This is a genomic window from Aeromonas sp. 602658, assembly GCF_049173005.1.
Taxonomy (GTDB): Bacteria; Pseudomonadota; Gammaproteobacteria; order Enterobacterales; family Aeromonadaceae; genus Aeromonas; species Aeromonas veronii_A.
Window position 1 is genome coordinate 284,162 of record NZ_JAAKRF010000001.1, and the last position, 17,111, is coordinate 301,272.

A 17,111-nucleotide genomic window follows, 5' to 3' on the forward strand; every position below is an offset into this window, starting at 1 on the left:
ATTGTACAAATAATGGGTCTGGCTTTCCACCTGGAGAATAGAGGGATATTGCGTAAACGGCGAAAACAACAAAGGGAGCCGAGGCTCCCTTGGGTCATCATCCACGTAAATCAGCCGCGCGGGCAGATCTCGTTGTCAGAGAAAAAGTAGGCAATTTCGCGGGCAGCGGATGCCGGTGCATCGGAGCCATGTACTGCGTTGCGATCGATGCTCTCGGCATAACAGGCACGCAAGGTACCAGCCAGCGCCTCTTTCGGGTTGGTAGCACCCATGATCTCGCGATTGCGACGGATGGCGTCTTCCCCTTCCAGCACCTGCACCATGACAGGGCCAGAGGTCATGAAGCTGACCAGATTGTCATAAAAAGGCTTGCCCTGATGCTCGGCATAGAAACCGGCAGCCTGTTCACTGCTCATGTGCAGCATTTTGGATGCCACCACTTTCAAGCCTGCGCTTTCGAAACGGCTATAGATGGCACCGATCAGGTTCTTGCTGACAGCATCCGGTTTAACGATAGAGAAGGTACGTTCGATGGCCATTGATATCTTTCCTTAACTACAGAGTTTTATTGTTAGAATCCATGTTCGCTGGCGATTATACGTAAACAAAAACCGGAAAAACACACAAACAAGCAACTTTTTATTAAACATCACTCCCTTGCAATCAACATCCACACTCATCTTGACCGAGCAGAGCCGGAAAATATGTGCGCTTGCGCACGATAGTTACCTTAAGCCGCCAAAACCCCATCTTTTGTTCACAATTCGAACAGCATGAAAAAGGCACCCGAAGGTGCCTTGTCTCGCCTATTTGGCTTCCGCCAGCAGGGCCCGCGCTATGGTGCGCATCCCCAGGGTATTGGCCCCCGGCGCCCAGAGGGCATCGCCGTTGTCACTGAAGCAAGCGGCCAGATCGATATGCAACCAGCCCATCCCTTCGTTGGCAACGAAACGGGAGAGGAAACCCGCCGCGTTGGAGGCGCCACCCGGCCCGCCCCCCTTCACCGGACGGCTGTTGGCCGTGTCGGCGTAATGGGAAGGGCACTGCTGGCGGTGCCAGGGCTCCAGCGGCAGCGGCCAGGCAGGCTCATGCTCGGCATCGGCATAGGTCATGGCCCGGCTTACCAGCCCTTTATCGAGGCCAAACAGTGCATTGTAGCGCCCACCCAGCGCCATCACAGCAGCGCCGGTCAGGGTCGCGGCATCGATGATCAGCGGTGCGCCGGACTCGCTCGCCAGTTGCAGGCCGTCGGCCAGCACCAGCCGCCCCTCGGCATCGGTATTCACAATCTCGACCGTGGTGCCGTTCTTGTAGGTGAGGATGTCGCCCAGCTTGTAGGCGTGGCCGGAGACCAGGTTCTCGGCGCAGCAGAGGATCAGCTTCACCCGCTTGTCGAGCCCGCGCAGCATAGCCAGCGCCAGCGCACCGGTGACAATCGCCGCGCCTCCCATGTCGCACTTCATGGTGAGCATCCCCTCGGAGCTCTTCATGGAGTAGCCGCCGGAGTCAAAGGTGATCCCCTTGCCCACCAGCGCTGCCGCTACCGGCGCCTTGGGGTCACGCCCCGGGTTGAAGTCGAGCTCCAGCAATACCGGTTCGCGCGCACTGCCGCGGCCCACCTGATAGAGGCCGACCCAGCCCGCCTGTTGCAGCGCTTCGCCTTTCAAAATGCGATGACTCACCTTGTCCGGCGCCAGCTCGGTAATAAAGGAGGCCGCTTCCACCGCCAGCTCCAGCGGGCCCAACTGCTCCGGGGTGGCATTGGTCATCTCGCGTACCCAGCGGCCGCAGAGCCAACGCGCTTCCAGCTCCTCTCTGTCCTCTTCCGAGGACATGGCCCACTGCAGTTGCACCTCCGCCTTGGGGGTTTGCAGCCCTTGGGCAAAAGCCCACTGCTGTTCACGCTCCCAATGACCAGCCAGGGTCACTTTCTGGATCCCCTGCTGGCAGAGGCGACGGGCCGCCTGCTGGATATCGAGCAGCGGATTGGCCGTCACCAGATGGATCACCATGCCGTCGGCGCGGTGAGAGAGCAGCGCCCCCTCCCCCCACTCGGCCGGTGCAAATTCACGACTTAACCAGACATTCATGCGGTCACCTCCTGCAGCCAGCGTGCGATGGTGCGCAGACCGTGGCCCTTGGCACCGGTTGCCCAGAGATCATTGCCCGATTTCTGATAGGAGGCTGCCAGATCCAGGTGCACCCAGCCCTTGCCCTCATCGCGCACGAAGCGGGAGAGAAACGCAGCAGCCGTGGTGGCACCGGCCGTGCCTTCTGCCGAGGCGACGTTGCCCAGATCGGCAAAGGCCGAGGTGAGCTGGCTGGCATGCCAGGGCTCCAGCGGCAGCGCCCACGCCTGCTCGTTTTCCACCTTGGCGGCGGCCAGCGCACGCTGCTGTTCGGTCTCATCGAGGGCAAACACCGCATTGTAGTCGCGCCCCAGCGCCATCTTGGCGGCGCCGGTCAGGGTGGCTGCGTCAAGGATATAAGCCGCACCGCTGTCGGAGGCCGCCATCAGACCATCGGCCAGCACCAGACGACCTTCCGCATCGGTGTTCTGGATCTCGACCGAAATCCCATTCTTGTAAGTGAGGATGTCGCCCAGCTTGAAGGCGTGGCCAGAGACCAGGTTCTCGGCGCAGCAGAGAATGAGCTTCACCCGCTGGTTCAGACCGCGGCTGATAGCCAGCGCCAGCGCACCGGTCACCATGGCAGCGCCGCCCATGTCGGACTTCATCGGCAGCATGTTGTCAGAGGACTTCATGGAGTAGCCGCCAGAATCAAAAGTGATCCCCTTGCCCACCAGCGCCGCCACCACCGGCGCATTGCGATCACCGGTCGGGTTGTAGTCGAGCTCCAGCAGCACCGGCTCGCGCTCGCTGCCACGGCCAACCGACCAGATCCCGATATGGCCGGACTCGCGCAGCGCTTCACCGGCGGTGATGCGGGCAGTGACCTGATCCCCAGCGATACCACGAATGAGCAACAGGGCCGATTCCGCCAGACTCATGGGGTAGATCTCTTCCGGACAGCCATTGGTGATGTCACGTACCCAGCGAGCCGCCTTGAGCAGCGCATCCAGTTCACGGGCTTCCGCGTCGCTCTGCTGGCCGAAATCCAGTTCACGCGATCCCTTGGCGGCGTAGAACCCCTGGGCGAACGCGTAGCGACGCTCCAGATCCCACCCCTCACCGGCCAGCATCACCCGCTTGATCCCGCTCGATTCGAGGCGACGGGCGGCGCGCTGAACGGTGCGCAGAACATCCTTCTCCTGACCGGCGGCACCAAGATGGATCAGTGCCTCGTCGCCATTGAAACTGAGCTGGGCGCCCTCGCCCCAATAGGCGGCCGCAGCCTGGGTGGATAACGCTACCTTCATCATGTCAGCCATCGTGTTTGCTTCCTTTTTACTGGCACTATGTATAAGCACTCTTTATGGGAAAGAGCTTATTGGCAAAGAGAGAATAACGAATACAAAAAAGGCCGTGCCCACGAGGGTCACGGCCTTCCACCATATCACTGAAGCACCACAGGATGCTGCACGTGCAATTCACTCATGTGTAATTAATGGCGTTCAGAGGCAAGGTTCAGGGTGTACTTGGGCAGTTCCACCACCAGATCCTCGTCCGCCAGTTTTGCCTGGCAGCTGAGACGGGATTCCGGCTCCAGCCCCCACGCTTTGTCCAGCATGTCGTCTTCCAGCTCGTCACTTGGCTCGAGCGAGTCAAAGCCCTCGCGCACCACGCAGTGGCAGGTAGTGCAGGCACAGGATTTCTCGCAGGCGTGCTCGATTTCGATACCGTTGCGCAGCGCCACATCCAGAATGGTCTCGCCGCTTTGCCCCTCGAGGGCGGCGCCATCCGGACAGAGTACGGGATGAGGAAGAATGATCAGTTTTGGCATATTACACCTTGTTGACGTTTTGTCCGGTCAGCACCTTGCGGATGGAGGCGTCCATCCGGCGGGCTGCAAACTCGCCACTGACAGCATCAGCTGCCTCAATGGCTTCTTTGATTTGATGGGTTGCGCCGCTGTTGCGCATGGTCAGCAGATGGGCGATGGCGGCATCAATCTCGGCACGCTCGGCTGCGTTCAGCAGGGCATCGCCATCGGCGGCCAGCGCCGCATTGAGACTCTCGACCACCCGGTCGGCTTCAACCTGCTGCTCGGCCAGCATGCGGGCATCCATATCCTGCTGGGCATTCTCGATGGAGGCACTCAGCATGTTGAGGATATCCTGCTCCGCCAGTCCGTAAGAGGGCTTGACCTGGATCTCGGCCTGCACGCCGGAGGATTTCTCCATGGCGCTGACCGAGAGCAGACCATCCGCATCCACCTGGAAAGTGACGCGAATATGGGCGGCGCCGGCTGCCATCGGCGGAATTCCGGTCAGGGTAAAGCGGGCCAGGGAGCGGCAATCGGCCACCAACTCGCGTTCACCCTGTACCACGTGAATGGCCATGGCGGTCTGACCATCCTTGAAGGTGGTGAACTCCTGGGCGCGAGCCACCGGAATGGTGGTGTTGCGCGGGATCACCTTCTCGGCGAGGCCACCCATGGTCTCCAGACCCAGCGACAAGGGGATAACGTCCAGCAACAGCATCTCGGCATCGGGCTTGTTGCCCACCAGAATATCGGCCTGGATGGCGGCGCCAATGGCGACCACCTTGTCCGGATCGATGCTGGTCAGCGGCGCACGCTGGAAGAAATCGCCCACCAGTTCACGCACCAGCGGCACCCGGGTGGAACCACCGACCATCACCACTTCCAGCACTTCCACCTGCTCGAGACCGGCATCGCGCAGGGCGCGGCGACAAGCCAGCAAGGTCCGTTTCACCAGCGGGGTGATGAGTTCATCAAACTGGCTGCGGCTCACTGAACCCTGCCAGCCGGCAAAGGTGCAGGGAACGCTGTCGGTATCGGTGAGGCCGTGCTTGACGGCCGCGGCCACATCCAGCAGCTCGCGCTGCAGATGGGCATCCAGCTCGCCGGAGAGGCCCGCCTGCGCCTTGATCCAGTCCGCCAGCAGGTGATCAAAATCATCACCGCCGAGGGCCGAATCGCCGCCGGTCGCCATCACTTCAAACACACCGCGGTGCAGACGCAGGATGGATATATCGAAGGTACCGCCCCCCAGATCGTAAACCGCGATCACCCCTTCCTGACCGGAGTCAAGGCCATAGGCAATCGCGGCCGCAGTCGGCTCGTTGAGCAGGCGCAGCACGTGCAGACCAGCCAGACGGGCGGCATCCTTGGTGCCCTGACGCTGGGCATCATCGAAATAGGCCGGCACGGTAATGACCACGCCATCGAGATCGCCCCCGAGAGTCTGGGCGCCACGCTCGGCCAGCTTTTTGAGAATTTCGGCCGAGACCTGCACCGGATTGACCAGCCCCTGACGGGTTTGCAGTTGCGGCATGCCATTGTCGGCAGCAATGAACTGGTAGGGCTGCTGGCGAGTATCAATATCGGCCAGCGCCTTGCCCATCATCCGTTTGACCGAGACGATGGTGTTGTGAGGATCGAGTGCCGCTTCGCGCTTGGCATCAATCCCCACTCGAATGGCGTCGCTTTGATAGTGCACCACTGACGGGAGCAGGTCGCGCCCTTGCTCATCGCAAAGAGTATCAGCGTGACCGCTGCGAACCGCAGCGACGAGAGAGTTGGTGGTGCCGAGATCGATGCCGACGGCACGTTTGTGCTGATGAGGAACAGCGCTCTGGCCGGGTTCGGCGATTTGCAGTAATGCCATGGGTAATGAAACTTCCAGCGTTAAAGGATCAAGACTCGAGAAGCGAGTCTTCGAATCGTTCCAGCTCTTCGAGGAGCTTGTCGACAAACTTGAGTTTGCGAACGCAATCAGCGGCAACGAGATCTCTGCCGGCGGCAAGAGACTCGGTCAGCTGCTGCATCAACATCTGGTGATCATGCCTGATCTCGCTGCGAAAATCCTTGATGGCGCGCTCAGGGTCTGCGTCATCTTTCAGATCGGCCAGACGCTCGCGCCACTCCAGCTGCTGCATCAGAAACGCGGTATCTTGCAGGGTCTGCTGTTCACCACGGATATCGGTGCCACGCAGGGAGAGCAGATATTCGGCACGGCGCAGCGGCGCCTTGAGGGTGGTGAATGCTTCGTTGATCTGGGCGGCACGTTGCACCGCAGCCAGCTGCTCCCGTTCGGGGGCGGTGGCAAAACGATCAGGATGGAATTGGGTTTGCAGCTGGCGGTAGGTATCAGCCAACTGACGGGTATCGAGCTCGAAGCCTTCAACCAGCCCAAACAGCTCGAAATGATTCATGCAAACCTCTTGGAAACGTTCGCCACAACCTCACTCGCCCTTGGCAAATGAGATGTGGTTGAACGGGTCATGGACAACCCGCTCAACCACAGACGAAGGATCATTCACGTCAAACATCTCAGACACTGAAGCTTTCGCCACAACCACACTCGCCTTTGGCATTGGGATTGTTGAATTGGAAGCCCTCGTTGAGGCCCTCCTTGACGAAATCCAGCTCGGTGCCATCCAGATGGATCAGGCTCTTGGCATCAACAATGATCTTGACGCCCTGCTGCTCGAACACCTTATCCTCATCGGTCAGTTCATCAACGAACTCAAGCACGTAGGCCAGACCGGAGCAGCCTGTGGTTTTGACGCCGAGGCGCAGGCCAATGCCCTTGCCCCGGTTAGCCAGAAAAGAGGAAACCCGTGCCGCGGCGGCATCTGTCATGGTAATAGCCATACTGCTCTCCGGCGCTTAGAGACCTTTCTTCTGCTTGTAATCGGCGATGGCGGCCTTGATGGCGTCCTCAGCCAGAATGGAGCAGTGGATCTTCACCGGTGGCAGGGCCAGCTCTTCAGCGATATCGGTGTTCTTGATGCCAGCCGCTTCGTCCAGGGTCTTGCCCTTGACCCATTCGGTCACCAAGGAGCTGGAGGCGATGGCAGAACCGCAACCGTAGGTCTTGAACTTGGCATCTTCGATGATGCCTTCGTCGCTGATCTTCAATTGCAGCTTCATCACGTCACCACAGGCGGGCGCACCGACCATGCCGGTTGCAACGCTGGGATCATTCTTGTCAAAACCACCGACGTTGCGAGGATTCTCGTAGTGGTCGATTACTTTTTCACTGTAAGCCATATCTCACTCCTGCTAATTCTGTTGCTCACTGACCCGGTGGATCAGTGATGAGCCCATTCGACCGTGCTCAGATCGACGCCGTCTTTGTACATCTCCCACAGGGGGGACATCTCGCGCAGACGACCGATGGAGTCACGAATAAGCTTGACCGCGTAGTCAATCTCTTCCTCGGTGGTGAAGCGACCCATGCTGAAACGGATGGAGCTGTGTGCCAGCTCATCGTTCAGACCCAGTGCGCGCAGCACATAGGAGGGTTCCAGGCTGGCGGAGGTACAGGCCGAACCGGAAGAGACCGCCAAATCTTTCAGCGCCATGATGAGGGATTCCCCTTCCACATAGGCAAAGCTGACGTTGAGGTTGCCCGGAACACGTTGCTCCAGATCGCCATTGATGTAGACGGCTTCAATGTCCTTGATGCCATTCCACAGACGCTGGCGCAGTGCCAAGATACGCTCGCCTTCACTCACCATCTCTTCTTTGGCGATGCGGAAAGCTTCGCCCATCCCGACGATCTGATGGGTCGGCAGAGTACCGGAACGCATGCCGCGCTCGTGGCCGCCACCGTGCATCTGGGCTTCCAGACGAACGCGGGGTTTGCGGCGAACAAACAGTGCACCGATCCCTTTCGGACCATACACCTTGTGCGCAGAGACGGAGAGCAGGTCCACTTTCAGTGCTTCCACATCTACCGGGATCTTGCCCACACTCTGAACGGCATCCACGTGCAGCAGGATCTTGCGGGAACGGCACAACTCGCCGATGGCGGCAATGTTCTGAACCACGCCGATTTCGTTGTTCACATGCATGATGCTGACCAGGATGGTGTCATCACGCATGGCATTCTCAATCATCTCGATAGTGAACAGGCCGTTGGGCATCGGCTCAAGATAGGTCACCTCGAACCCTTCACGCTCCAGCTGGCGACAGGTATCGAGCACCGCCTTGTGTTCGGTCTTGGAAGTGATGATGTGCTTGCCCTTGCTGGCATAGAAGTGGGCAACACCCTTGATGGCCAGGTTATTGGATTCGGTCGCACCGGAAGTGAAGACGATCTCGCGGGGATCGGCGCCGATCAGATCTGCCACTTGATTACGGGCCAGATCCACCGCCTCTTCGGCTTGCCAGCCAAAGCGGTGAGAACGGGAAGCCGGATTGCCGAACAGGCCATCCATGGTGAGACACTGCATCATTTTTTCTGCGACACGCGGGTCCACCGGACAGGTTGCCGAATAATCAAGGTAAATAGGCAGTTTCATGTTTTTCTCCGTCACAGTCCGGGTCATACAGAGTCCCGCTGTGGAAAGCACGTTTATAGTTGGACTTTCAAGCTCACATCGCCGTGTTCTGCCCGATCAACCAGGGACAACACGGTCTTCATTTGTTCATCTTGCTTGCCGGCAATGCGGCGCACATCGGCCTGGCGTACCAGCTCAGCCAGGGTGATATCCCCGAGGAAGCTGGAGATCCGCTCACTCAGGTCGCGCCACAGGGAGTGAGTCAGGCACTGGGTACCGCCGTGGCAACCGCCCTTGCCGAGACACTTGGTGGCATCGACCGACTCATCGACCGCGGTGATCACCTGACCAACCGAAATCTCGCCTGGGGCCAACCCGAGGCGATAACCACCGCCCGGGCCACGCACGCTGCTCACCAGACCATGTTTGCGCAGGCGGGCAAAGAGCTGCTCGAGATAGGACAACGAGATGCCCTGGCGCTCGGAAATATCGGCAAGGGGGACGGGCCCCTGCTCTGCATGCAGCGCCACGTCGAGCATGGCGGTTACAGCGTAACGTCCTTTTGAAGTCAGTCTCATGTGCCTTACCGTCTTGCGAAGCAATTTAATGGGGCACATGGTCACATACCCGACCAAAACAGTCAAGTATATGGTTGAGTAAATCAGTCGGATTAATCCGGTACGCGCGCTTTCTGTACCGAGGTCAGAATCCCGCGCAGAATGTTGAGCTCTGCCGCTTCCGGCCGAGCCCGATTGAACAGGCGACGCAGCTTGCTCATCACATGACCCGGATGGTCATCGGCAATAAAACCGGTCTTCATCAGGGTTTGTTCCAGGTGCTGATAAAACCCTTCCAGCTGGGCGGCACTCGGATAGGCCATCTCATCTTCAGGCTCGGCGGCCTGCCCCTGCAGCCAGCGCATCCGCACTTCGTAACAGAGGGTCTGCACCGCCATGGCCAGATTGAGAGAGCTGTAATCAGGATTGGCCGGAATGGCCACGTGGTAGTGGCACTTTTGCAATTCGTCGTTGGTGAGACCGGTGCGCTCACGACCAAACACCAGCGCGACCGGGTGCTGCATCCCCTCAACCACCGACTTTTCGCCGGCCTCACGGGGATCGAGCATGGGCCAGCTCAGGGTTCGAGAGCGGGCGCTGGTGCCAATCACCAAACCACAATCGGCGATCGCGTCGTCCAGAGTCGGGACGATACGGGCATTGGCAAGCACATCGCTGGCACCAGCCGCCAGGGCGAAGGCATTGTCATCCGGCAAGGCTTGCGGATCAACCAATACCAGCTGGGTCAACCCCATGGTCTTCATGGCGCGTGCCGCAGACCCCATGTTGCCGGTATGAGAGGTGTTTACCAAAACGATACGAATCTGATCCAACATGCCCAGTCAATCTTCAGTCAAAAATGGCGCGCAATTGTAACATAAGAGAACACAATGTTGGCACCGTAAAAGCCGAGCCATTTCAGAACAAAACCACCCGTTTGTATAACAAACCAGCATGATGGAAGTGAGAGGGGGGGACTAAACTTGATGGATATCCGATAAACGGCACAGGAGACACCACGCCATGCTTCCTCCCTTTATCTATGAGAGATTGCCCAGCCTCTACCTGCTGGCAGCCATTGCCATTATTACGTTGAGTGAACAGCCCCTGCTCTGGTTTGCAGGCGCCTTGCTGTTTATCGCCGGAGCGGTGACCTGGATGATGCGCTCCAGCTACCGACGTACCGATCTGATTATCTTTCCGAGCAAACGCTGGCTACAGCCGGAGTGGTTATATGAAGCGCTGCCCTTCATCTGGCTGGCTGCGGGGCTGGCCATGTCACAGCTGCCCGCCCCTGCGGCACTCATCGCCTTGGTGCCCTGTCTGTGGGCCTGTCGCTGCCTCTGGGCACGGCACCATTATCGTCGCCATGCCCATGGGGTGATTGTCCACTTAAGACGGGATCCCGCCCGGCGCCGTCTGCACCGGAGCCTGCGCTGACTCGGTGCGGGCCCGTTCGATAAACGTCGCCAGATCCATCAGGGGATACTTCATCAGGCTTGGCAAGCCATCGAGATCCAGACTGTCCATCAAGTTTTTCACCTCAAGACCCAGTTCGGTATCCCCTTCTATCTTCAGCTTGCGCTGGAAAAAAAGCGAATCCGGATCCTCTTTGCGACCAGCGATGAGGATCAGGTCGTTGGCGGTACCGCTGAAGCAGACATCGGCCTTGTCACACTCGCGAGCTACCACCAGCTGGCCATTCTGCTCACTGATAAACCAGCACAGCTCCAGATCAGAGACTTCGACTTTCAGCCACTTGTCTGCCAGAAACTCGAAATCGCCATCTTCGATAGCCTCTTTGAATACCCGGGCCAGCAAACTCTCCATCAGCTGCTTTTGCAGATTGAAGGGAACCAGCTTGAGGGGATGGCGCAAGAAGCGCGGAGCCTGTTCGACCAGGCGGCGTTGCAGTTGTTGAAACACGATAGACTCCCTTTTTTTGCGCATTCAAACACAGGGAGAGTGGCAAGATCCTGTTGGAAATCAAACTTGTGCAGGGTTACCTCAAGAAGGGTAAAGCCACATAAAGCTGCCTCAGGTCAAAAAGCGGGAGTGCATGGCTGCATACAATCAGGGCTCGTTTGCCCTTCATATGCACTCTCGGAGCGTACCAATGGAATTACTCTGTCCGGCAGGCAGTTTGCCGGCACTGAAAACCGCCGTGGATAACGGGGCCGATGCCGTTTATATCGGTTTCAAGGATGACACCAATGCACGCCACTTTGCCGGTCTCAACTTTACCGACAGCAAACTGGAGAAGGCGGTAGATTATGTGCATCAACATGGTCGCAAGCTGCATATTGCCATCAATACCTTTGCCCATCCCGGGGCCGATACTCGATGGAAACAGGCGGTTGATCGCGGGGTGGCCCTCGGCGCCGATGCGTTAATCATCGCCGATCTCGCCGTGCTGGAATATGCCAGCCGCCACTACCCCAAGATGGAACTCCATGTCTCGGTGCAGGCCAGCGCCACCAATGCCGCCGCCATTCGCTTCTATCAGCAGCAATTCAATGTCACACGGGTGGTGCTGCCCCGGGTGCTCTCCATGCATCAGGTCAAGCAGCTGGCCCGCGAGACCGATGTTGGCCTTGAGGTATTCGCCTTTGGCAGCCTCTGCATCATGGCCGAGGGGCGCTGCTATCTCTCTTCCTACATGACTGGCGAGAGCCCCAACACCGTCGGCGCCTGCTCACCGGCCAAGTTCGTCCGTTGGGAAGAGACCCCGAATGGCCTCGAGTCGCGACTCAACGAAGTGCTGATCGACCGCTATGGCCCGGGCGAAAATGCTGGTTACCCGACCCTGTGCAAGGGGCGTTTCGACGTGGATGGCCAGACCTACCACGCGCTGGAAGAGCCCACCAGTCTCAATACCCTTGGCCTGTTGCCCGAGCTGTTCAAGACCGGGATCCAGTCGGTCAAGATTGAAGGGCGCCAACGCAGCCCTGCTTATGTGGAGCAAGTGACCCGGGTCTGGCGTGCGGCCATCGATGCCTATCAGGCCAATCCCGAAGCCTATCAGGTCAAAGCCGAGTGGGATGCCCAGCTCGCACGCGTCTCCGAAGGTAGCCAGACTACCCTCGGCGCCTACCATCGTCAGTGGCAATAAGGAGTCCACCCATGCAATTTTCTCTCGGGCCCCTGCTCTTCTACTGGCCCAAGGCCGATACCGAAGCCTTTTACCATGCCGCCGCCGACAGTCAGGCCGACATCATCTATCTGGGGGAGACCGTTTGCAGCAAGCGGCGCGAACTCAAAGTCGATGACTGGATTGCACTGGCCCGTCAGGTGGCCAACTCCGGCAAGCAGGTGGTGCTCTCGACCCTCGCCCTTATCTCCGCCCCTTCCGAGCTCAAGGAGGTGAAGCGGCTGGTCGACAATGGCGATCTTATGGTCGAAGCCAACGATCTCGGTACGGTGCAACTCGCCAGGGAGGCAGGGATCCCCTTCGTCTGTGGTCCCGCCATCAACGCCTATAACGCCGATGTGCTGCGCATGTTGCTCAAACAGGGGATGAAACGCTGGGTCATGCCGGTGGAGCTCTCCCGTGACTGGCTGATCCAGCTCAATCAGGATCTGGGTCCCCTGCGCGACCAATTTGAGGTGGAGGTGTTTGCCTACGGCCATCTGCCGCTCGCCTATTCGGCGCGCTGCTTCACCGCCCGCTCCCTCGACAAGCCCAAGGACAACTGCGAGCTCGCCTGCATCAACTACCCCACCGGACGACTGGCCAACAGCCGCGAGGGGGAGCGGGTGTTCAATCTCAACGGGATCCAGACCCAGTCCGGCTACTGCTACAACCTGGGTAACGAGCTGGCTGGTATGGAAGGTCTGGTAGATGTGGTCAGGCTTTCGCCGCAAGGGATGGAGACGCTGGAGATGCTGGCCCGCTTCAAAGCCAACCGGCAGGGCCAGGCTCCCCTCTCCTTGCAGCAAGGAAGCGACTGCAACGGCTACTGGCGCCAGATCCCCGGTATGAGCCTGGTGGAATAAGCCCAAGGGCAAAACATAAGATAATAGCGATCAAAAGGGGGCCATTAGGCCCCCCTTTCTAATCACTCATGTCGATAGTGACTTACTTGGCGCCATGCTGCTCCGCCAGATAGAGCCAGGTATCGACCACTGTATCGGGGTTGAGCGACACCGAGTCAATCCCCTGCTCCACCAGCCAGGCGGCAAAGTCAGGGTGATCGGATGGCCCCTGACCGCAGATCCCCACGTACTTGCCCGCCTTGCGCGCGGCCTGAATCGCCATCGACAGCAGTGCCTTGACCGCCTCGTTGCGCTCGTCGAACAGGTGGGCAATCAGCCCCGAGTCCCGATCCAGCCCAAGGGTGAGCTGGGTCATGTCGTTGGAACCGATGGAGAAACCGTCCACGTGCTCGAGGAACTTGTCTGCCAACAGGGCATTGCTCGGGATCTCGCACATCATGATCACCTTGAGCCCCCGCTCGCCGCGGCGCAGACCGTTCTCGGCCAGGATGTCGATCACCTGCTCCGCCTCGCCCACGGTACGCACGAAGGGGATCATCACCTCGACGTTGGTCAACCCCATCACATCGCGTACCCGCTTGATCGCCTCGCACTCGAGGGCAAAGCAGGGGCGGAAGCTGTCGGCGATGTAGCGGGATGCGCCACGAAAACCGATCATCGGGTTCTCCTCGTGGGGCTCGTAGCCACGACCGCCCACCAGATTGGCGTACTCGTTGGACTTGAAGTCCGACATCCGCACGATCACCCGCTCCGGCCAGAAGGCGGCCCCCAGAGTGGCGATCCCCTCGGTCAGCTTGGCCACATAGAACTCCCGCGGGCTGTCGTAACCGGCGATCATCTTGCCGATGGTGGTCTGCAGCTCTGGGGTTTGCTGGTCAAACTCCAGCAGCGCCTTGGGGTGCACGCCGATCATCCGGTTGATGATGAATTCAAGGCGCGCCAGCCCAACCCCTGCATTGGGCAACTGGGCAAAGTCGAAAGCGCGGTCCGGGTTGCCGACGTTCATCATGATCTTGATGGGCAGGCGCGGCATATTGCCCACCTCGGTCACCGCCACATCGAAGTCCAGCTCGCCGTCATAGATAAAACCGGTATCCCCTTCCGCACAGGAGACGGTGATCCGCTGGCCCGGCTGAATATGGTCGGTGGCGTTGCCACAGCCGACCACCGCCGGAATGCCCAGCTCGCGAGCGATAATGGCGGCGTGACAGGTGCGGCCTCCCCGGTTGGTGACGATGGCGGAGGCCCGCTTCATGATGGGCTCCCAGTCCGGGTCGGTCATGTCGGTAACCAGCACGTCGCCGGGTTGCACTTCGTCCATCTGGCTGATGGAGGAGATGACCCGCGCCGGGCCCGCGCCAATCTTGTGACCGATAGCCCGCCCCTCGATCAGCACCTTGCCCGCTTGCTTGAGGGCAAAACGCTCGAGGGTGTTGGCCTCCTGGCGGCTGCGCACGGTTTCCGGGCGGGCCTGCACGATATAGAGCTGGCCATCCTGACCATCCTTGGCCCACTCGATGTCCATCGGGCGGCCATAGTGCTGCTCAATGATGAGGGCCTGTTTCGCCAGCGCCATCACCTCCTCATCGCTGATGCAGAAGCGGCTGCGCTCGGCCTCATTGGTGTCGACAATCTTCACCTGACGGCCATGACCGGCATCGTCAGAGTAGGTCATCTTGATAAGCTTGGAGCCGAGGGTCTTGCGTACCACCGCCGGGCGGCCCCCCTTGAGGGTCGGCTTGTGCACATAGAACTCGTCCGGGTTGACCGCGCCCTGCACCACCATCTCGCCAAGACCATGGGCGCCGGTGATAAAGACCACGTCGTTGAAACCGGACTCGGTATCCAGGGTAAACATGACGCCGGAGGCGGCGAGATCCGAGCGCACCATCCGCTGCACCCCGGCCGAGAGGGCAACACCCTTGTGGTCGTAGCCCTGATGCACCCGATAGGAGATGGCGCGATCGTTGAACAGAGAAGCAAACACATGCTTGACCGCCGTCATGACGGCATCGATGCCACGTACGTTGAGGAAGGTCTCCTGCTGGCCGGCAAAGGAGGCGTCCGGCATATCCTCGGCGGTGGCGGAGGAGCGCACCGCAAACGAGGCCTCGACACCGGCACTCAACTTTTCATAGGCAACCCGGATAGCCTGCTCCAGCTCGGGCTGGAACGGGGCTTCGATCACCCAATCGCGGATCTGCTGACCGGCCCGGTTGAGGGCGGCGATATCGTCCACGTCGAGATTGTCGAGCAGATGGTGGATCTTGCCGTTGAGGCCGCTTGACTCCAGAAACTCGTTAAACGCAAAGGCGGTGGTGGCAAAGCCCCCCGGCACGGATACGCCGGCGCCAGAGAGGTTGCTGATCATCTCGCCAAGGGATGCGTTCTTGCCGCCAACTCGTTCTACGTCCTGCATTCCGAGTTGTTCGTACCAGAGCACGTACTGTTGCACTTGGATGTCTCCAGGTTGGTGGGCACCGATGCCATAGCACCTCGTGCGCCCGATTTAATCGATGAGGTTATGGGTAAGTCAGGTGCGTTATTGTCTGTTTCTTTTGTTGCCAACGACAATGAAAACGTTTTCTACTGATTTTCAAAAAAATCCCCGAGCAAGAGTTGGGGATGGTCGAATGACCGGAACATTCTACAATGGCGACACAAAAAGATAACGATTCAGGTTTGCAAGCCACTTCACAACTTGGGCACAGCAGACCGGTTGACAAAACTGGTATGGTTTCGGGAGATACTTCTCACCCCTTACCCCATGCGACCCCACCCGCGGTATCACAGGAGCCCTACGTGCACACCGTATTTTATGTTTCAGACGGCACCGCCATCACCGCCGAAGTGTTCGGCCACGCGGTACTGAGCCAGTTTCCGCTGGCCTTCGAGCAGATCACTATCCCCTTTGTGGAGACACTGGAGAAAGCCCGTCAGGTACGGATGCGGATCGACGAGCAGTTTCGCCAGACCGGGGTACGCCCCATTCTGTTTCACACCATCGTCGACCCGCTGGTACGGGAAGAGGTACTGAAATCGGAGGCGTGCGGCCACGACTTTCTCAATACCTTCGTCAGCCCGCTGGAGCAGGAGCTGGGGGTCAAAGCCGAGCCCCGCCTCCACCGCACCCACGGCATGGAGAACCGCAAGCTCTATGACGATCGCATCGAGGCGGTCAACTTCGCACTGGCCAACGACGATGGCATCACCACCAGGGAGTACGATGAGGCGGACATCATCCTGATCGGGGTCTCCCGCTGCGGCAAGACCCCCACCAGCCTCTATCTGGCGCTGCAGTTCGGCATTCGTGCCGCCAACTACCCCTTTATCGAGCAGGACATGGGCATGCTGGAGCTGCCCGCCCCCCTCAAGGCCAATCGTCACAAGCTGTTTGGCCTCACTATAGCGCCGCAGCGGCTGCACGAGATCCGTAACCAGCGCCGTGCCAACAGCCGCTACTCCTCCATCGAACAGTGCGAGCAGGAGCTGGCCTGCGTGGAGCGACTGTTTCGCCAGGAGGCGATCCGCTTCCTCGATACCAGCTCCCACTCGGTGGAGGAGATCAGCGCCAAGGTCCTCGAGGCAACCGGTCTGCGCCGCCAGCTCTGTTAAGCCAGCTTGACAGCTATCGGCATCAACAAAAGATAAAAATTACAGTGTCGCGGCGAAAGTCAGCTGTGGCGAACTGCAATTCACATAGATGACAGTGAAAAGCGTGGATAAAAAAGGGATAAGCACCACAAATGCTTATCCCTCTTCTTGTCGACCTTGGCGTTGTGCCCTTGTCACCTGCTGCCAGTTAGCCGCTATTCGATTCCGTTCTGCTGCGCTCGGCAAACACCCAGCGTTAACTAACGATTGAGCTCAGGGTTGTTCATCAACCGGGCATAGAAGGCCAGCAAACCGTGGCGCAGGCGAACCCGCTCCGCCAGCCAGCCGCCAACGAGCGCCCCCGTTACCCCACCCACCAGCAACAGCGACTGCCAGTAGTGCAGCAACTCCTGATCACCGAGTAACAGCCAACCCAGCAACATAATCGCGGCCACCAGCAACAACAGCGGACTGGCGGCAATCCCTAACCAGAGCGCCACCAGTACACCCTGGGCAACCCCTTGTTGCAGCACGCTTTCGCGCTCTCTGTACTCCAACTCCCTGCACTCTTCCCTGTACTCTCGCTTGT

The 17,111-nt window shown here is 59.3% G+C and carries 18 protein-coding genes; 4 read left to right on the forward strand and 14 right to left on the reverse strand.

Annotation, left to right across the window (positions count from 1 at the left end; genetic code table 11):
* Positions 1–110: 110 nt before the first annotated feature.
* From ndk to trmJ, 11 genes are all read right to left on the reverse strand, one after another.
* Entirely contained in the window at positions 111–539 is a 429-nt protein-coding gene (ndk, locus tag G5253_RS01150) for a nucleoside-diphosphate kinase (protein WP_005333805.1), read from the reverse strand.
* 267 nt (positions 540–806) lie between these two features.
* Positions 807–2,090, reverse strand: coding sequence for an aminopeptidase PepB (pepB, locus tag G5253_RS01155; protein WP_005359802.1), 1,284 nt, complete (start codon positions 2,088–2,090; stop codon positions 807–809).
* Positions 2,087–3,391, reverse strand: coding sequence for an aminopeptidase PepB (pepB, locus tag G5253_RS01160; RefSeq protein WP_266133864.1), 1,305 nt, complete (start codon positions 3,389–3,391; stop codon positions 2,087–2,089). Before pepB (G5253_RS01160) ends, pepB (G5253_RS01155) begins: the two co-directional genes overlap by 4 nt.
* A 173-nt stretch (positions 3,392–3,564) precedes the next feature.
* Positions 3,565–3,903 (reverse strand): ISC system 2Fe-2S type ferredoxin, encoded by a 339-nt coding sequence (fdx, locus tag G5253_RS01165; protein WP_005333808.1) that lies wholly within the window; start codon positions 3,901–3,903, stop codon positions 3,565–3,567.
* 1 nt (position 3,904) lies between these two features.
* Positions 3,905–5,752 carry a Fe-S protein assembly chaperone HscA gene (gene hscA, locus G5253_RS01170; RefSeq protein WP_266133863.1) on the reverse strand — a complete coding sequence of 616 codons (1,848 nt, stop codon included), beginning with the start codon at positions 5,750–5,752 and terminating at the stop codon, positions 3,905–3,907.
* Between the two features lie 28 nt (positions 5,753–5,780).
* The gene (hscB, locus tag G5253_RS01175) at positions 5,781–6,299 is read right to left on the reverse strand and encodes a co-chaperone HscB (RefSeq protein WP_005351031.1); all 519 of its coding nucleotides are present in this window, start codon (positions 6,297–6,299) and stop codon (positions 5,781–5,783) included.
* Between the two features lie 118 nt (positions 6,300–6,417).
* Positions 6,418–6,741, reverse strand: coding sequence for an iron-sulfur cluster assembly protein IscA (gene iscA, locus G5253_RS01180; protein WP_043823953.1), 324 nt, complete (start codon positions 6,739–6,741; stop codon positions 6,418–6,420).
* 15 nt (positions 6,742–6,756) lie between these two features.
* Positions 6,757–7,140 (reverse strand): Fe-S cluster assembly scaffold IscU, encoded by a 384-nt coding sequence (gene iscU / locus G5253_RS01185; RefSeq protein ID WP_005333813.1) that lies wholly within the window; start codon positions 7,138–7,140, stop codon positions 6,757–6,759.
* Between the two features lie 41 nt (positions 7,141–7,181).
* Positions 7,182–8,396 carry an IscS subfamily cysteine desulfurase gene (locus tag G5253_RS01190; RefSeq protein ID WP_266133862.1) on the reverse strand — a complete coding sequence of 405 codons (1,215 nt, stop codon included), beginning with the start codon at positions 8,394–8,396 and terminating at the stop codon, positions 7,182–7,184.
* Positions 8,397–8,449: 53 nt separating this feature from the next.
* Positions 8,450–8,953 carry a Fe-S cluster assembly transcriptional regulator IscR gene (iscR, locus tag G5253_RS01195; protein ID WP_026035025.1) on the reverse strand — a complete coding sequence of 168 codons (504 nt, stop codon included), beginning with the start codon at positions 8,951–8,953 and terminating at the stop codon, positions 8,450–8,452.
* Between the two features lie 92 nt (positions 8,954–9,045).
* Positions 9,046–9,768, reverse strand: a complete 723-nt coding sequence (gene trmJ, locus G5253_RS01200) for a tRNA (cytosine(32)/uridine(32)-2'-O)-methyltransferase TrmJ (protein ID WP_005359790.1) — start codon at positions 9,766–9,768, stop codon at positions 9,046–9,048.
* A 187-nt stretch (positions 9,769–9,955) separates the two neighbouring features.
* Here trmJ and G5253_RS01205 point away from each other — a divergent pair, with 187 nt between their 5' ends.
* Positions 9,956–10,372 (forward strand): hypothetical protein, encoded by a 417-nt coding sequence (locus tag G5253_RS01205; protein WP_199416033.1) that lies wholly within the window; start codon positions 9,956–9,958, stop codon positions 10,370–10,372.
* Here G5253_RS01205 and ubiT read toward each other — a convergent pair.
* Entirely contained in the window at positions 10,325–10,858 is a 534-nt protein-coding gene (gene ubiT / locus G5253_RS01210) for a ubiquinone anaerobic biosynthesis accessory factor UbiT (protein ID WP_005344837.1), read from the reverse strand. The genes G5253_RS01205 and ubiT overlap by 48 nt on opposite strands.
* 190 nt (positions 10,859–11,048) lie before the next feature.
* On the opposite strand from ubiT, the gene ubiU reads away from it, so the two are divergent.
* A complete protein-coding gene (gene ubiU / locus G5253_RS01215; RefSeq protein WP_216978556.1) occupies positions 11,049–12,044 on the forward strand; it encodes a ubiquinone anaerobic biosynthesis protein UbiU in 996 nt (331 codons plus the stop codon).
* Between the two features lie 11 nt (positions 12,045–12,055).
* Positions 12,056–12,928 (forward strand): U32 family peptidase, encoded by an 873-nt coding sequence (locus tag G5253_RS01220; protein WP_216978555.1) that lies wholly within the window; start codon positions 12,056–12,058, stop codon positions 12,926–12,928.
* A gap of 82 nt (positions 12,929–13,010) precedes the next feature.
* On the opposite strand, the gene ppsA is transcribed toward G5253_RS01220, so the two are convergent.
* Positions 13,011–15,383: a phosphoenolpyruvate synthase gene (gene ppsA, locus G5253_RS01225; protein WP_266133860.1), complete on the reverse strand. Its 2,373-nt coding sequence runs from the start codon at positions 15,381–15,383 to the stop codon at positions 13,011–13,013.
* A 347-nt stretch (positions 15,384–15,730) separates the two neighbouring features.
* On the opposite strand from ppsA, the gene ppsR reads away from it, so the two are divergent.
* On the forward strand, positions 15,731–16,543 hold the full coding sequence (ppsR, locus tag G5253_RS01230; protein WP_005333888.1) for a posphoenolpyruvate synthetase regulatory kinase/phosphorylase PpsR: 813 nt from the start codon (positions 15,731–15,733) through the stop codon (positions 16,541–16,543).
* Positions 16,544–16,782: 239 nt separating this feature from the next.
* On the opposite strand, the gene G5253_RS01235 is transcribed toward ppsR, so the two are convergent.
* Complete coding sequence (locus tag G5253_RS01235) at positions 16,783–17,079, reverse strand: hypothetical protein (RefSeq protein WP_266133859.1); 297 nt, start codon at positions 17,077–17,079, stop codon at positions 16,783–16,785.
* Positions 17,080–17,111 lie beyond the last annotated feature (32 nt).

What these genes read in the sequence shown, in the direction of transcription:
- ndk (WP_005333805.1), bottom strand. Translation starts at nt 539, where the DNA reads ATGGCCATCGAACGTACCTTCTCTATCGTTAAACCGGATGCTGTCAGC.
- pepB (WP_005359802.1), bottom strand. Translation starts at nt 2,090, where the DNA reads ATGAATGTCTGGTTAAGTCGTGAATTTGCACCGGCCGAGTGGGGGGAG.
- pepB (WP_266133864.1), bottom strand. Translation starts at nt 3,391, where the DNA reads ATGGCTGACATGATGAAGGTAGCGTTATCCACCCAGGCTGCGGCCGCC.
- fdx (WP_005333808.1), bottom strand. Translation starts at nt 3,903, where the DNA reads ATGCCAAAACTGATCATTCTTCCTCATCCCGTACTCTGTCCGGATGGC.
- hscA (WP_266133863.1), bottom strand. Translation starts at nt 5,752, where the DNA reads ATGGCATTACTGCAAATCGCCGAACCCGGCCAGAGCGCTGTTCCTCAT.
- hscB (WP_005351031.1), bottom strand. Translation starts at nt 6,299, where the DNA reads ATGAATCATTTCGAGCTGTTTGGGCTGGTTGAAGGCTTCGAGCTCGAT.
- iscA (WP_043823953.1), bottom strand. Translation starts at nt 6,741, where the DNA reads ATGGCTATTACCATGACAGATGCCGCCGCGGCACGGGTTTCCTCTTTT.
- iscU (WP_005333813.1), bottom strand. Translation starts at nt 7,140, where the DNA reads ATGGCTTACAGTGAAAAAGTAATCGACCACTACGAGAATCCTCGCAAC.
- G5253_RS01190 (WP_266133862.1), bottom strand. Translation starts at nt 8,396, where the DNA reads ATGAAACTGCCTATTTACCTTGATTATTCGGCAACCTGTCCGGTGGAC.
- iscR (WP_026035025.1), bottom strand. Translation starts at nt 8,953, where the DNA reads ATGAGACTGACTTCAAAAGGACGTTACGCTGTAACCGCCATGCTCGAC.
- trmJ (WP_005359790.1), bottom strand. Translation starts at nt 9,768, where the DNA reads ATGTTGGATCAGATTCGTATCGTTTTGGTAAACACCTCTCATACCGGC.
- G5253_RS01205 (WP_199416033.1), top strand. Translation starts at nt 9,956, where the DNA reads ATGCTTCCTCCCTTTATCTATGAGAGATTGCCCAGCCTCTACCTGCTG.
- ubiU (WP_216978556.1), top strand. Translation starts at nt 11,049, where the DNA reads ATGGAATTACTCTGTCCGGCAGGCAGTTTGCCGGCACTGAAAACCGCC.
- G5253_RS01220 (WP_216978555.1), top strand. Translation starts at nt 12,056, where the DNA reads ATGCAATTTTCTCTCGGGCCCCTGCTCTTCTACTGGCCCAAGGCCGAT.